Below are 13,960 nucleotides of genomic sequence, written 5' to 3'. Positions count from 1 at the left end.
GTGAGGGGCCATAGACTCAAGGGGTGATGTTTGAGGTCTATGGCCCTCCAACCGCACCAAATGAGCGCACCGCGCTGAACAGGGACCCGATTGCCGTCGGGTCCATTGTTCTTTAACGGCACCACAGGACTTCTTCCTGGTCCTCCAACCCTAAGCGAACGCAAGCTTCTTTCCCCCGAGGGGTTTGAAGCTGTGGATCGCTTCCCTGCCACTTTGTTGAGAAAGCTCCGTGCCTGCGGCGGGACGAGTGTCGCCCCGACCCTCTTTCACGCCGCAGGCCGCTGAATGCACCCGGAATCGGTTGATTTCAAGGGCAACCCAGCTGAAAGAGGGTCGTGACGCTACAGCCAAGCCCGCACCCAATGAGGCAGACTGATCCCGTGAGCGGAACTCCATGGGTGCTGCACGTTGACCTCGACCAGTTCATTGCGGCGGTCGAAGTACTGAGGCGCCCGGAGCTTGCAGGAAAGCCGATCATCGTTGGTGGCCGGGGGGACCCCACTGAGCGGGCTGTTGTGTCTACGGCGTCCTACGAAGCCCGGGCGTTCGGCGTCGGCTCCGGCATGCCGCTGCGCATAGCAGCCCGGAAGGTGCCGGACGCCATCATCCTGCCCGTCGACCAGGAGGCCTATCTGGCTGCTTCCGAAACCGTGATGACCACCCTTCGCGAACAGCCCGGCGCAACAGTCCAGGTACTCGGTTGGGATGAAGCATTTGTCGGCGTCCGCACCGAGGACCCGGTGGCGTACGCAAAGCAGATTCAGACCGCCGTCCTCGAGAACACCCAGCTGCACTGCAGCGTAGGCATCGGTGACACCCTGGTCCGAGCAAAGAACGCCACCGATTTCGGCAAACCGGCCGGCATCTTCCGCCTGACCAAGGACAACTGGCTGGATGTCATGGGGGAGAAGCCCACCATCGGGTTGTGGGGCGTAGGTCCCAAGATTTCCAAGCGATTGGCAACCCACGGAATCACCACGGTGAAGGAACTCGCCGCCGCCGATCCGCAGGACCTGGTCCCCGAGTTCGGCCCGAAAATGGGTCCGTGGTACGCGCAACTCGGCAGAGGCGAGGGCGCCGCGGAGGTGGATGACACGCCTTGGGTTGCCCGCGCCCACGGCCGTGAAACCACGTTCCAGCAGGATCTCACCGAGCCCGGCCAGATCGAAAACGCCCTCAAGGAACTGACCGCCCGCGTTTTGGAAGACGTCGCCGCCGAGGGCCGGCCCGTGGTCGGGCTAACCCTTAAGGTCCGTTACAAACCCTTCTTCACCAAGACCTACGCGAGGAAAATCCCCGAGACCTATGACCGCGACGAAGTCCTGGCCCAGGCGCTGGACCTTTCCGCCAAAATCGAACCCGAGCGCCCGATCCGCCTCCTCGGCTTAAGGGCGGAAATGTCGATGCCCGAGGAAGCAAGGAAGGGCCACACGCCGACACGCAGCGGTTGGTAAAGCCGAAAAATGCCCGACGCCGGCCTGCCGCCTACCAGCGCGGGTGGATCGCTTCGCGGAAGTAGCGGTCGTAGATGTCCCGCACACCGTCCGACAATCCTGCGCCGACTACCTGCATTTCTCCGGCTTCGGCGTTCGCCGCGGCTTGCTCGGCCGAGCGGGCTCCGGGAATCACCGAGGTGACGCCGTCCTGGGCCGCGACCCAGGCGAGGGCCGCTTGCGGGGTGGTGACGCCGTCGGGAACCAAAGCGCTGAACTCCTGCGCTGCCTTGACGCCGGTGGCGAAGTCCACGCCGGAGAAGGTCTCGCCGACGTCGAAGGAAGCACCGTCGCGGTTGTAGTTCCGGTGGTCATTCTCCGGGAACTCCGTCTCCGGAGTGTATTTGCCGGACAGCAGCCCGGAAGCCAGCGGCACACGCGCGATGATGCCCACGTTGGCTTCCTTGGCTGCGGGCAGGACCTCATCGAGCGGCTTCAAACGGAAGGCGTTCAGGATGATCTGGACTGAGGCCGTGTTGCCGCGTTTGATGGCTTCAAGGGCCTCGTCAGTCCGCTCCACGCTGACGCCGTAGTTGCGGATGGCTCCCTCGCTGACCAAGGTGTCCAAGGCGTCGTAGACCTCGGAGTTGCTGTACACGGAGGTGGGCGGGCAGTGCAGCTGGACGAGGTCCAGGGTGTCCTGCTGAAGGTTGCGACGGGAACGGTCGGTCCATTCCCGGAAGTTCCTGAGGGTGTAGTTTTCCGGGACTTGGTCTACGCGGCGCCCCATCTTTGTGGCAACCGTGACGTTGAGCTCCGGGTACTCACTGAGGAAACGGCCAATGAACTGTTCGCTGCGCCCGTCGCCGTACACATCGGCGGTGTCGAAGAACGTGACACCGTGCTCCACCGAAGCTTCCAGCACGGCAAAGGCGTCCGCTTCGGTGACGGAACCCCAGTCGGCTCCGAGTTGCCACGTTCCCAAGCCAACGGTTGAAACGGGACGGCCGGTCTTGCCAAGTATGCGCTGTTCCATGGTTTCGACTATAGGGGGTCAGGACCCGCCGTCGTCCAGCTTTGTGACCTTCCCCAGCAGGTAGCGACGCTCCTGGAGGCTCTGTGTTTTTTTTGGCTGCGGCAAGAAAAGCGGCACGGGCCTCCGGAATCGAGCCGGCCATCTCGTACAGATGCCCACGCACGGCGTCCAACCGGTGCGAGCGACCGAGCCCAGCATCCAGCCCTGCAAGCAGCTCAAGACCCGCCGCAGGCCCCTTCACCATGGCCAGGGCCACTGCGCGGTTCAGCGTCACCACCGGGCTCGGCGCCACAGCTTCCAACACCGTGTAGAGGGCAAGGATTTGCGGCCAATCGGTTTCCTCGTTGGAGGCCGCCTCCGCGTGAACGGCCGCGATCGCGGCCTGCAGTTGGTACGGTCCGGCAGCACCGCGTCCCAGCACTGATGACAACAGCGCAATGCCCTCGTCGATCTGGGCGCGGTTCCACAGATTTCGGTCCTGCTCAGCCAGCGGCACCGGGGTCCCATCGCGCAGAGTCCGCGCCGATCGCCGGGAGTCGGTGAGCAGCATCAGCGCCAGCAGTCCGGTCGCCTCCGGCTCGGCGGGGGCAGCGGCCACCAACAGGCGAGCCAGCCGGATTGCCTCCGTAGTAAGTTCTTCGCGCTGCAGCGACGCACCGGAGCTCGCAGCGTAACCTTCGTTGAAGATCAGGTACAGGACGTGAAGTACGACGCCGAGCCTCGCCTTCCGCTCGGAAGCCGGCGGCATGCTGAAGGTTGCCCCGGCCTTCTGGATCCCCTGTTTTGCCCGGCTGATGCGTTGTCCCATGGTCGCTTCGGGGACGAGGAAAGCAGAGGCGATTTCCGCCGTCGTGAGTCCTCCAACTGCCCTCAGCGTCAGGGCCAGTTGCGACGGTGCCGACAACGCGGGGTGGCAGCAGAGGAACATGAGGGTGAGGGTGTCGTCTGTTTCCGGGGCGGCGCAGTACTGGAAGTCCATGGCCGCGACCCGTTCCTCACGCGCGCGCCGGGCATTTTCGCTCCGATAGAAATCCACCAAGCGGCGTGATGCAACCGCCGTCAGCCATGCTTTCGGGTTGTCCGGCAGGGCAGAGGGCCATTGCATGGCGGCCTCCAACAGCGCTTCCTGGACGGCGTCCTCGCAGGCATCGAACTGGCCGTGCTTGCGTGCCAGCACGCCGAGGACCTGCGGCGCGAGGGTGCGCAGCAGGTCCTCTAATCGCGTGTCGCGGGCGGGTTGGGCCAAGGGCTAAACCTCCGGAGGGCCGTCCGCGAGGGCACGGAGCTCAACCACCTGGGAGTACTTCACAATGCTGGAACAGATTTCCACGGCTCGCTCCTCGCTGGCTACATCGACCACCCAGTAGCCGACGAGTGATTCCTTGGATTCGGCGTAGGGGCCATCGGTGGTGATGACGCCGTCCGGGGTCTGCTTGACGAGCTTGGCGGTGCTGCCGTCGGTCAGGCCGGCGTTGAAGACGAGTTCCCCGGATTCGGTCAGATCCTTGTCGATCTGGATCATGAATCCGATCATTTCCCGGATCCATTCGGGGTCGGCAGTCTCCATCATGCCTTCTGCGGACCCGAACATCATGATCATGTATTTCATGTCTAACTCCTTGTGGCGTGGCGCCCTGGGTGGGTGCTTCACTCATGGGTCGGAACTGGCGATGGCATTTTCTACATGCTTCCGGAAATTTTTTTTGCGATTTATGCGCGGGCGATGACTTCGCCGTTCGGAATGAGGAAATAGCCGTCCTCGGTGGCGCCCCAGCGGTGCCAGCCGGCGGCGATCCGGGCAAGGTCGGCCTCGTTGGCCAAGCCGTATTCCAAGGCCTGCTCGGCGAACGCGGAATGGAGTACCCGTTCGCTCCAGACCCGGGATTGCCAGGCACGCTGCTGGGCCGTGGCGTAGAGCCAGTTGCTGCTGGTGGGGGCCACCTGCGTGAAACCTGCCTGCTGCGCCCACGAGACCAAGCGCCGGCCGGCGTCGGGTTCTGCTCCGTTGCGCCGGGCGATCTTCTGGTACAGCTCCATCCAATCGTCGAGTTCCGGTACTTCCGGGTACCAGCTCATCCCGTGGAAATCGGCGTCGCGCACGGCCACGATGGCACCGGGTTTTGCTACGCGTCGCATCTCACGCAGGGCCGCGACCGGGTCGGTGAGGTGCTGCAGGACCTGGTGGGCGTGGACGAGGTCGAACGATTCGTCCTCGAAGTCGAGATCGTAGATATTGCCGGTTTGGAAGCTCACGTTGTCCACGCCGCGTTCCCTGGCCAGCTCGGTTGCCTGCGCCACGATATCGGCCGACCGGTCCAAACCGATCACTTGCCCCGGCGCAACCAGCCCCGCGAAATCGCACGTTATGCTCCCGGGTCCGCAACCGACGTCGAGAACCGACGTTCCGGGGGTGAGATGGGGGATCACGAACGCCGCCGAATTCTCGACAGTCCGTGAGGCATGGGCCCGGACAACCGACTCGTGGTGCCCGTGGGTATAGACATCTTCTGGCTGCTGCGCGTTCATAGGGAAACGCTACAGCCACCCCACCCCAATTGGGGGACAGGAAACGGTCCAATAGGGGCTCATTGGGCCGTTTGCTGTCCCCTAGTTGGGTTCCTGGTGGGTGGCTTGGTGCCGGGCTTCGATGGTCGCCTCCACCATGTCGGCCATGAAGCGGCTCAGGAGTTCCAGCTCCTCCGCGGTGTACGAGGCCATGGCCTTTCCCATGCGCATGGCGAGCGGCATGAAGATGGCACTGCCGTCCTGATACGCCTTGGGGGTCATCTGGAGCTGGACCTGGCGGCGGTCTGTGCCCAGGCGCTCGCGGACCACGTGGCCGCTCGCATGGAGGCGGTCGACCAGCGCGGTGGTGGCGGGGGAGCTGAGGCGCAGTTCGCTGCGTAGCACTCCCGGCGTCACCACGAGTCCGGCGGCCGAATGTCGCATGATCACCGCCAAGGCGTTGAGGTCGGTGCGGTGCATGTCGTTCGCTCCGCCGGCGGCGTCCACGTAGTGGTTGGCTTCCAGCGTGAAGTCCTGGAGCAGGCGGACCAGGTCCTGGGAGGGGCCCGACGGCGGGACGGCACCTTCCGGGGCTGCGTCCGACGGCGGGACGGCACCTTCCGGCGCGGCGGCAGGGTTGCCTGTCTGCTGCCCGTTCGTGTCCGCCATCTGCCCTCCTTGAGTCATTTCTGCCCTCCGGATATTACTCTCCGGCACGCCCCTTCAGCGCATCCGTCAAGGCAGGCCATTTGATTAGTTCCATGATGGAGATACTCTATAGTCTAATAAAACCACTCAAATGCTTCCCCAAGAAGAAGGACTAATGAATCCGCAGAAAGTACCGTTCTGGCTACGCTGGCTGGTGCCCGTGGTGCTCGTCATTACCTGGCTTGGAATTGCCGGGGTGGGCGGCCCCACCTTCGGGCGCCTGGATGAGGTCTCCTCCAACGACCAGGCATCCTTCCTGCCCGCCGGGGCCGAAGCCACCGAAGCCGGCGACTGGCAGGCCAAGTTCCGTGATTCCAAAGAGATCCCCGCTGTGGTCATCGTTGAAAATGACGCAGCATTCACCCCGGCACAGCTGGGCGAAGCAGCCAAGCTGAAAGCCGACATCGAGGCACTCAAGCTGGGGAGCGCCGTCGTCGGCCCTATTCCCTCGGAAGACGGTAAAGCCGTCCAGTACATCGTTCCGATCGCCGAATCCGATGAGATCCGCGACGTAGTGAAGGAGCTGCGCGACGTCGTGCAGCCCGGCGCCCCGGACGGGATGAAAGCGTTCGTGACAGGTCCTGCGGGACTTACTGCCGACCTCGTCAACGCGTTCGGCGGCATTGACGGGATCCTGCTGCTGGTTGCACTGGGTGCCGTATTCGTGATCCTGCTGCTTGTGTACCGCTCAGTTGTCCTTCCGCTGGCGGTGCTTTTCACCTCGGTCTTTGCCCTCTGCGCCGCGATCCTGCTGGTCTTCGGCATGGCCAAGATCGGCTGGATCCAGCTGAACGGCCAAAGCCAAGGCATCCTGTCCATCCTGGTGATCGGTGCCGCCACGGACTACGCGCTGTTGTTCGTGGCTCGATTCCGTGAGGCGCTGACCCACACCCGCAACCGCACGCATGCCGTGCTGACCGCCTGGAAGGCGTCCTTCGAGCCGATTCTTGCCTCCGGCGCCACGGTCATCATCGCCCTGCTCTGCCTGCTCTTCTCCGACCTGAATTCCAACAAGGCGCTGGGTCCCGTGGCTGCGGCGGGGATCCTGTGCGCACTGTTCGCTGCGCTGACGCTGCTGCCCGCGTTGATGGCGTTGCTGGGCCGCGCTGCCTTTTGGCCCTTCCGGCCCAAGCTGCTGCCCGACGACGAACGCGAACCTGAAATTGTCACTGGACTTGAGGGACAAAAGGGTCTGTGGCGCGCTACCGGCCGCCTGGTCTCCCGGCGCCCGCGCGTCGTCTGGGTTGCTTCGGTGTTGTTGCTCCTGGTGGCTGCAACGGGAGTCCTGCAGTTGAAAGCCAACGGTGTACCGCAGACGGACGTGATTTTGTCCAAGTCCGACGCCGTAGACGGCCAGGACGCGCTGGCGCGCCACTTCGACGCCGGCAGCGGCAGCCCCGCCGTCGTGGTCGCCTCCCAAGGGGCCGCGCAGCAGGTCCTGGACAAGGTCAAAGCAGCCGACGGCGTTGGCGACGCCTACCTGCTGGCCGACGGAAGCGTGCCCATTACCGGTGCGCCCGGGACGCCCTCTGAACCCGCTGTCCGGGACGGAAAAGTTCTCATCAATGCCACGTTGAACAACGCAGCGGATTCGATCGAGGCCGAAAATGCCGTGAAGGCGCTGCGTGTTGCCGTCAAGGAAGCAGACCCGGGAGCGTTGGTCGGTGGTGTCACTGCCACAGCACTGGACACCAACACCACTGCACAGCGTGACTTGGCAGTCATCATTCCGATCGTGCTGGTGGTCATCCTCTTCATCCTGATGCTGCTGCTGCGCTCGGTGGTGGCGCCTGTGCTGCTGGTGCTCTCGGTTGTTCTGTCCTATGGCGCAGCGATGGGTGTTTCCGCTTGGGTGTTCAACGGCGTCTTTGGATTCTCGGGAGCTGACGCCACTGTGCCGCTGTTTGGCTTCGTGTTCCTGGTTGCGCTGGGCGTTGACTACAACATCTTCCTGATGAGCAGGGTCCGCGAAGAGTCACTCAAGCACGGGACGCGTCCGGGTATCCTCCGGGGTCTTTCGGTCACTGGCGGTGTCATTACCTCGGCCGGCGTGGTCCTCGCCGCCACGTTCGCAGCGTTGGGCGTCATCCCCATCATGTTCCTGGTGCAGCTGGCGTTCATTGTGGCGTTTGGCGTGCTCCTGGACACCGTGCTGGTCAGGTCCTTGCTGGTCCCGGCCCTGGCCTACGACATCGGAAACAAGATCTGGTGGCCAAGCAAGCTCGGGCGCGGATCTTCGGCGGACCCAGTTGATCCGCGTGGGGAGCGTGAGGAAGAAGCGGCGTCCATGGGGCGGTAGATCGTGCCCGTCCCGTCAATCCATGGCGGGCGTGCGGCACTCAAGCAGCCGGGTGTCGCGCCATTGTCCGGCGGTGGGTCCGTTGACCGGAAGGCCAGCGGAACCTTCCGCCGGCAATGGCGAATATGAGGACCTCTATCCAGCCGTTGCCCGCCTGTGAAAATTGCCGGCAGACGAAGCCATCTTCAGCACATGGATGTATTCTTCGTGGCAGCGGGTGCGGACGACCCCGACCAGATCAATCCAGGAGAATCAATGGAACAGCTGATCATCATCGGGTCCGGTCCTGCGGGCTACACGGCAGCAATCTACGCAGCCCGGGCAGGCCTGAACCCCTTGGTCCTGGCTGGTTCCGTCACCGCTGGCGGAGCCCTCATGAACACCACGGAAGTGGAGAATTTTCCCGGCTTCCCTGAGGGTATACAAGGCCCTGAGCTGATGGACGGGCTTCAGGCCCAGGCGGAAAAGTTCGGCGCCCGGATAGTGTTCGACGACGTCACTGAAGTATCGCTTACAGGTCACGTCAAGACTGTGGTCACCGGAGCCGGGGAGACCCACGAAGCTACGGCAGTGATCCTGGCGACCGGTTCGGCCTATAAGGAACTGGGTTTGCCGGAGGAGAAGAAGCTCAGCGGGCATGGTGTGTCCTGGTGTGCCACCTGCGACGGTTTCTTCTTCCGCGAGCAGGACATCATTGTGGTCGGCGGTGGAGACTCAGCCATGGAGGAAGCGACGTTCCTGACGCGGTTCGGAAAGTCCGTGACCGTCGTCGTGCGCAAGGGTGAACTGCGTGCCTCCCGCATCATGGCACAGCGGGCCAAGGACAACCCGAAAATCAGTTTCGCGTGGAACTCAGCCATCACCAAGATCCATGGAGATACCAAGGTAACGGGGGTGACCCTCACTGACACCCGCACGGGCGAAACCCGGGAACAGGCAGCGTCCGGCATCTTTGTGGCAATCGGACACTTGCCGCGGACCGAGCTGGTGGCTGGACAGGTGGAGCTCGACGCGGAGGGCTACATCAAGGTGGATTCGCCCACCACGTGCACCAACCTGTCCGGTGTGTTCGCTTGCGGCGACGCCGTGGACCACCGCTACCGGCAGGCGATCACGGCCGCGGGAACCGGATGTTCGGCAGCGCTGGATGCTGAGCGCTACCTGGCAGCCCTGGAAGATGCCGACAGCATTGCCACGGCACTTGTGGAGGAGCCGACGCATTTTTAGCTTGGCCGAATCAGCGAGGCTTGTAGACGTCCGCGCGGTGCTGAATCCGGTGGACGTAAAGCACGTGCTCTTCAGCTTTCATCCTCAGGCCTTGACCGTGTTCCGCTCCCGATATGCATCCGCCGCATAGACGCCCAGGACGCGCACTTCGGTGGTGAAGAACTCCAGTTCCTCCAGCGCGCGGCGCAGACGGGCGTCCTCCGGGTGACCTTCGACGTCGGAAAGGAACATCGTGGCGGCGAACTCGTCGCCCACCATGTAGCTCTCAAGCCGGGTCATGTTCAGCCCGTTGGTAGCGAAGCCACCCAGCGCCTTGTACAGGGCAGAAGGAACGTTGCGGACGCGAAACACAAAACTGGTGATCGCCGGGCCGGGGAGTTCTTCCTTGGTGGGAAGTTCGCGTTCACGCGCCAGGACAACAAAGCGGGTGGTGTTGGTGGGGTTGTCCTCGACGCCGGAGGCAAGGACCTCGAGCCCGTACAACTGGGCAACCAGCGGCGGAGCGAGCGAGAGCTTGCGGGGATCGTTCCAGTCCCGGACTTCCCGTGCCGAACCGGCGGTGTCGCCAGCAATGACCGGCTTCAAGCCGGCCTCACGGATGATGCGGCGGCACTGGCCCAGGGCATGGATGTGGCTGTGCACCTCCGTGGCTGCCTCGATGGTGCTGCCGGGAATGCCCATCAGGTCGAAGTGGATCGGCAGGAAGTACTCCCCGACGATCTGCAGATTGGACTGGGGGAGCAGCACATGGATGTCGGCCACCCGCCCGGCGATGGAGTTCTCAATGGGGATCATGGCCAGGTCGACATCCCCGTTTGAGACAAGCTCAAACGCATCCTCAAAGCTTGCGCACGGCACGCTTTCGAGTTCGGGGAACATTTCCTTGCACGCGAGGTCCGAATTGGCTCCGGGCTCACCTTGGTACGCAATCTTCTGGGCCATGCTGCTCATGGTTTCATGCCGGGCATACGCCGGCGCAAAAGCGTCCACCGTATGGCCCGCGGGGACCGACTCAGCCGCCCGCGGCCCAAGTAGGGGACAGATAACGTCGCTGTGGAGGCTCAGTGCGACGTTATCTGTCCCCTACTTGGGCGGGGAAGGGGATCAGCCGTTGATGATCTGCGGCACTCCCAAGGCCTTGAGGCCTTCGGCGCCGAACTCAAGGCCATAGCCGGATTGCTTCGCGCCACCGAACGGGACGCGGGGGTCCACGGCGCCGTGTTTGTTGATCCACACGGTTCCGGCCTGGATGCTGGCGGCGACTTCGCGCGCGGCGGCGACGTCGGAGGACCAGACTGAGGCGCCGAGTCCGACGTCGAGCGCGTTCGCCTTGGCGACGGCCTCGTCAACGGTGCTGTACTTGATGATCGGCAGCGCAGGGCCGAACTGTTCTTCGGCGACGAGCGGGTTGTCGTTGTCGATATCCGCAACCAGCGTGGTGGGGTAGAAGTTGCCCGGCTGGTCCGGGTCAGGGTTGCCGCCCAGCAGGATGCGGGCACCGGACTCGCGGGCTGCGTCAACCAAACGGGCCACGATGTCGTACTGCTGGCGGTTCTGCAGGGGGCCGAGGACGTTGTTCTCATCGAGCCCAACACCCATCGGCATCGCCGCTGCAACTGCAGTGAGTTCCGAGCAGACGGCCTCGTACTGGGACTCGTGGACGTAGAGGCGCTTGAGGGCGGCGCAAGTCTGGCCCGTGTTGATGAACGCACCCCAGAACAAACCCTCGGCGATCGCTTTGGGATCCGAATCGGGCAGGACGATACCAGCGTCGTTGCCGCCGAGTTCCAGGGTGAGCCGTTTGACGGTGTCTGCGGAGGAGCGGATGATCGCCTTGCCCGTGGCAGTGGAGCCGGTGAACATGACCTTGCCGATCGCGTCATGCGAGGCAAGCGCTTCACCGACATCGCGGCCTCCGGACACCACTGTGAGCAGACCCTCGGGGAGTTCCTGGTTGATGATCGAGATCAGCGCCAGCACGGACAATGGCGTGTACTCCGATGGCTTGACCACCACGGCGTTACCCATGCGCAGGGCCGGCGCGATCTGCCAGACCGTGATCATCATGGGCCAGTTCCACGGACCGATTGCGCCGACGACGCCGATGGGCCGGTAGTGCAGCTCGGCGCGGGTTTCGCCGTCGTCAACCACCACTTCGGGTTCCAGCGGCGTTCCGGCGGTGGCGCGAAGCCACGCGGCGCAGGCGCCGACCTCAAAGCGGGCGTTCGGGCCGTTCAGCGGCTTGCCCTGCTCGCGGGAGAGCAGTTGGGCGAGTTCTTCGGCGGAGCGCTCGACGGCGTCGGCTGCTTTCAAGAGCGCAGCCGACCGGGCGTCGTGGCCCAAGGCCGCCCAAGTTGGCTGGGCGGCGGCGGCCGCATCGATTGCGCGCTGGAGGTCCTCGACGGTGTGGACCGGGGCCTCGCCGACTGCTTCGCCCGTGGCGGGATCGAAAATGGTGCGGCTGTTCTGGCCGGGGGCTGCGGTGATCGAGGCCAGCAGGGCGTCGTAAGTCTCCATTGGTACTCCGCTCAGGTAGTAAGTCTTGGCGGCCCGTAAGCCGCGGCGATGTTTCCAGTGTGGTTGGCGTCACGTGGAGCGGTCTTGTCATTGGACGAACAGGCTTTGACGGCAAGCGAACGCTTTCCCGGCTTTCGCTACCTGCCGGTATGCCTCACAATCACTCTTGTGACTCTCGCTTCCCTTGCTGCTTTTGCCGGTCTTTGCCTGGTTCTTTCCGTGACTCCCGGGCCGGACACCTTCCTGGTGCTTCGCATCGCACTGAACAGACCTTCGGCGGGAATTGCCGCGGCTGCCGGTTCGGCGGGCGCGGCGATTGTGTGGGCAGCGTTGGTTGGCGTTGGCCTGGCCGCGATCCTGGAGCAGTCCGCGGAGCTGTTCCGCTGGATCAAGATCGCCGGCGGGTTGTACTTGCTGTACTTGGGGATCTCTTCATTCATCAAGTCGCGTCGTGCTGCGAAGGCGGGCGCCGGTGCATCCGCTGAGGAGCCTTTGCCGTACAACCGGCTTTCGGCGCTTGGTGCCGGGGCCCTGTCAACGCTCCTCAACCCGAAGGTTGGCTTGTTCTACCTGGCGGTGGTCCCGCAGTTCATCCCGCACGGCGGCGACACGATGGGCACGTCGTTGATCCTTGGTGTGGTGGTGGCCGTGATCGCCTTCGCCTACATCTCCATGATCGCCGTCGTGGCCTTCAAGGCAATGAGGTGGCTCAAGAAGCCCAAGGTGAGCACCGTCGTCGAACGTACCTCCAGCGGGATTATCGCGGGGCTGGGCGTGGGTGTGGTGGCGTCGGGGGCGACGAGCTAGCTCAACGAGAGACGCAGACGTTCCACTCCCTCGGCACCTTCAGGCACCCGGTCGATAAGCCCCGGTTCATTGGCGAGGCGCCCCAACATATTTGCCAGGTGGTCCCGTTCAGCCGGCTTGTAAGTCACGCCGCGAAGGTCGGACGCCCGGACCACGGAGGCCAAGGTGAGGAAATCGTCGATGTGCCGCTGCCTGCGGGGGTCGTTGATGATGGTCAGCGCTGCGGCCTTACCGATGAGGCTGCCCAGGAGCGTGGGCCGGACCACGCTGCCGGTCGCTGATCCTGCCTGAACGGCAACGGTCTCCGAACGGTCGATCGCTTGCTGGCTGGCTGGTGCAGCAATTGTGGTCCCACCCGTAACGCCGCGTCGCTTCCCGGCGCGTTCACCGAGATGGCGGGGGATCAGGACATCAATCACGGCCTCTCCGCGTTTCCATCGATGCTGATAGCCCTCCGGCGATTCCCCTGCGGACTCGAATCCGAGCCGAACGAGGAGCTCGGTGAAGTCGTGGAGCATCCTCGGGAATGCCCGGATGTCCAGGGCCATATCCGCGTCCTTCGTAGCCCGCACACTCGGAGCTCCTCGCTCCACGGCGTGCAGGAAGACGGCCTGGCCGCCGACCAAGACCCAGCCGTCGGGCATGGAGCCATGGATTTCGAAGACCGCCTGCCATGCTTACTTTTGTTCGGGGAGCATCGCCGGGAGCTCAATGGGCATGAATGCTCCCAATGATTTCCCGCGCGGCTTGCTGTTCGCGGACGCCTGGCCACTCTGCAAGGTCTGCCGCCACAGCAAGTGGTGGCAGTTCATCCGGGATTTGATCGGCCGCCCTGAGAATGACATTGGGTCTCTTACCGGAGGCCGGTTCAACCAGGAACCAGTCTTTGACGATGCTCTTTAGCTGGTCGCGGTGGACGTAGGCCTCCAACTCTGAGTTCGCCAGCAGACCGGACCGGGGGTGTGAAACCCCGGAGGGGTGGACTCGTTTGTCTTCACGAAGCTCGGCTATATCTGCCGGGTCGGAGGAGAACGCAAACTTTTCCGCGCGATTGGCGAGCCATGCAGCGAGGAGTTCCTGGGGATCGGGAGAGTCCTGGAGCCGCCTGATCCGTTCGTTGAGGCGATGCCTTTCGATGGGTGAGAGCTCCAAGTAATCAAGGGAAGGGTGCGGGGCTTCGTCCCACAATGAGGACATGAGCAGCCACGCGCTTCGCTCGGAAAGCGGGCGGCCCGCAAGCCTGCCCAGGCGGTATTGCGCGGCATCGGCTTCCTCAACGATCCAGCGTCCACCGACCCGTTGCCCGCGTATGCGTCCGGAATTGACGAGGTGCCGTGCTCGGCTCTCGTTCACATGGAGGCGGCTGGCCAGCTCGGAGATGCTCAGCGTCATTTCATAATGGTAGCGGTATCGCTATGAATATGTAAT

12 protein-coding genes and 1 pseudogene are annotated in these 13,960 nt (G+C 63.7%); 4 read left to right on the top strand and 9 right to left on the bottom strand.

The window, feature by feature from the left end:
- Positions 1-362 precede the first annotated feature (362 nt).
- The gene (locus tag N5P29_RS18275) at positions 363-1,454 is read left to right on the top strand and encodes a DNA polymerase IV (protein WP_262276213.1); all 1,092 of its coding nucleotides are present in this window, start codon (positions 363-365) and stop codon (positions 1,452-1,454) included.
- Positions 1,455-1,485: 31 nt separating this feature from the next.
- On the opposite strand, the gene N5P29_RS18270 is transcribed toward N5P29_RS18275, so the two are convergent.
- From N5P29_RS18270 to N5P29_RS18250, 5 genes and pseudogenes are all read right to left on the bottom strand, one after another.
- Positions 1,486-2,469 carry an aldo/keto reductase gene (locus tag N5P29_RS18270; protein WP_262276212.1) on the bottom strand — a complete coding sequence of 328 codons (984 nt, stop codon included), beginning with the start codon at positions 2,467-2,469 and terminating at the stop codon, positions 1,486-1,488.
- 481 nt (positions 2,470-2,950) lie between these two features.
- Positions 2,951-3,646 (bottom strand): annotated as a pseudogene (locus N5P29_RS21040) (RNA polymerase sigma factor); the annotation flags it as partial.
- A 72-nt stretch (positions 3,647-3,718) separates the two neighbouring features.
- Positions 3,719-4,078 carry a YciI family protein gene (locus tag N5P29_RS18260; RefSeq protein ID WP_144661061.1) on the bottom strand — a complete coding sequence of 120 codons (360 nt, stop codon included), beginning with the start codon at positions 4,076-4,078 and terminating at the stop codon, positions 3,719-3,721.
- Positions 4,079-4,179: 101 nt separating this feature from the next.
- Positions 4,180-4,995 carry a methyltransferase domain-containing protein gene (locus N5P29_RS18255; protein ID WP_262276211.1) on the bottom strand — a complete coding sequence of 272 codons (816 nt, stop codon included), beginning with the start codon at positions 4,993-4,995 and terminating at the stop codon, positions 4,180-4,182.
- An 81-nt stretch (positions 4,996-5,076) separates the two neighbouring features.
- Positions 5,077-5,643: a MarR family winged helix-turn-helix transcriptional regulator gene (locus N5P29_RS18250; RefSeq protein ID WP_262276210.1), complete on the bottom strand. Its 567-nt coding sequence runs from the start codon at positions 5,641-5,643 to the stop codon at positions 5,077-5,079.
- Between the two features lie 154 nt (positions 5,644-5,797).
- On the opposite strand from N5P29_RS18250, the gene N5P29_RS18245 reads away from it, so the two are divergent.
- Positions 5,798-7,981 carry an MMPL family transporter gene (locus tag N5P29_RS18245; protein WP_262276209.1) on the top strand — a complete coding sequence of 728 codons (2,184 nt, stop codon included), beginning with the start codon at positions 5,798-5,800 and terminating at the stop codon, positions 7,979-7,981.
- A 255-nt stretch (positions 7,982-8,236) separates the two neighbouring features.
- Positions 8,237-9,208, top strand: a complete 972-nt coding sequence (trxB, locus tag N5P29_RS18240) for a thioredoxin-disulfide reductase (protein ID WP_262278614.1) — start codon at positions 8,237-8,239, stop codon at positions 9,206-9,208.
- Between the two features lie 84 nt (positions 9,209-9,292).
- On the opposite strand, the gene N5P29_RS18235 is transcribed toward trxB, so the two are convergent.
- Together N5P29_RS18235 and N5P29_RS18230 are read right to left on the bottom strand one after the other, a co-directional pair.
- Positions 9,293-10,150: a prephenate dehydratase gene (locus N5P29_RS18235; RefSeq protein WP_262276208.1), complete on the bottom strand. Its 858-nt coding sequence runs from the start codon at positions 10,148-10,150 to the stop codon at positions 9,293-9,295.
- A gap of 162 nt (positions 10,151-10,312) precedes the next feature.
- Complete coding sequence (locus N5P29_RS18230; protein WP_262276207.1) at positions 10,313-11,725, bottom strand: aldehyde dehydrogenase family protein; 1,413 nt, start codon at positions 11,723-11,725, stop codon at positions 10,313-10,315.
- 168 nt (positions 11,726-11,893) lie between these two features.
- On the opposite strand from N5P29_RS18230, the gene N5P29_RS18225 reads away from it, so the two are divergent.
- Entirely contained in the window at positions 11,894-12,532 is a 639-nt protein-coding gene (locus N5P29_RS18225; RefSeq protein WP_262276206.1) for a LysE family translocator, read from the top strand.
- Here the strand turns inward: N5P29_RS18225 and N5P29_RS18220 are convergent.
- Together N5P29_RS18220 and N5P29_RS18215 are read right to left on the bottom strand one after the other, a co-directional pair.
- A complete protein-coding gene (locus N5P29_RS18220; protein WP_262276205.1) occupies positions 12,529-13,176 on the bottom strand; it encodes a hypothetical protein in 648 nt (215 codons plus the stop codon). The genes N5P29_RS18225 and N5P29_RS18220 overlap by 4 nt on opposite strands.
- 64 nt (positions 13,177-13,240) lie before the next feature.
- Positions 13,241-13,924: a helix-turn-helix domain-containing protein gene (locus N5P29_RS18215; protein ID WP_262276204.1), complete on the bottom strand. Its 684-nt coding sequence runs from the start codon at positions 13,922-13,924 to the stop codon at positions 13,241-13,243.
- Positions 13,925-13,960 lie beyond the last annotated feature (36 nt).

It is taken from the genome of Paenarthrobacter sp. JL.01a, from assembly GCF_025452095.1.
In the GTDB taxonomy this organism is placed as follows: Bacteria; Actinomycetota; Actinomycetes; order Actinomycetales; family Micrococcaceae; genus Arthrobacter.
Note: the sequence above shows the minus strand (reverse complement) of the source record. Positions and strands in the feature narration are given on the sequence as shown.

What these genes read in the sequence shown, in the direction of transcription:
- N5P29_RS18275 (WP_262276213.1), top strand. Translation starts at nt 363, where the DNA reads ATGAGGCAGACTGATCCCGTGAGCGGAACTCCATGGGTGCTGCACGTT.
- N5P29_RS18270 (WP_262276212.1), bottom strand. Translation starts at nt 2,469, where the DNA reads ATGGAACAGCGCATACTTGGCAAGACCGGCCGTCCCGTTTCAACCGTT.
- N5P29_RS18260 (WP_144661061.1), bottom strand. Translation starts at nt 4,078, where the DNA reads ATGAAATACATGATCATGATGTTCGGGTCCGCAGAAGGCATGATGGAG.
- N5P29_RS18255 (WP_262276211.1), bottom strand. Translation starts at nt 4,995, where the DNA reads ATGAACGCGCAGCAGCCAGAAGATGTCTATACCCACGGGCACCACGAG.
- N5P29_RS18250 (WP_262276210.1), bottom strand. Translation starts at nt 5,643, where the DNA reads ATGGCGGACACGAACGGGCAGCAGACAGGCAACCCTGCCGCCGCGCCG.
- N5P29_RS18245 (WP_262276209.1), top strand. Translation starts at nt 5,798, where the DNA reads ATGAATCCGCAGAAAGTACCGTTCTGGCTACGCTGGCTGGTGCCCGTG.
- trxB (WP_262278614.1), top strand. Translation starts at nt 8,237, where the DNA reads ATGGAACAGCTGATCATCATCGGGTCCGGTCCTGCGGGCTACACGGCA.
- N5P29_RS18235 (WP_262276208.1), bottom strand. Translation starts at nt 10,150, where the DNA reads ATGGCCCAGAAGATTGCGTACCAAGGTGAGCCCGGAGCCAATTCGGAC.
- N5P29_RS18230 (WP_262276207.1), bottom strand. Translation starts at nt 11,725, where the DNA reads ATGGAGACTTACGACGCCCTGCTGGCCTCGATCACCGCAGCCCCCGGC.
- N5P29_RS18220 (WP_262276205.1), bottom strand. Translation starts at nt 13,176, where the DNA reads ATGCCCGACGGCTGGGTCTTGGTCGGCGGCCAGGCCGTCTTCCTGCAC.
- N5P29_RS18215 (WP_262276204.1), bottom strand. Translation starts at nt 13,924, where the DNA reads ATGACGCTGAGCATCTCCGAGCTGGCCAGCCGCCTCCATGTGAACGAG.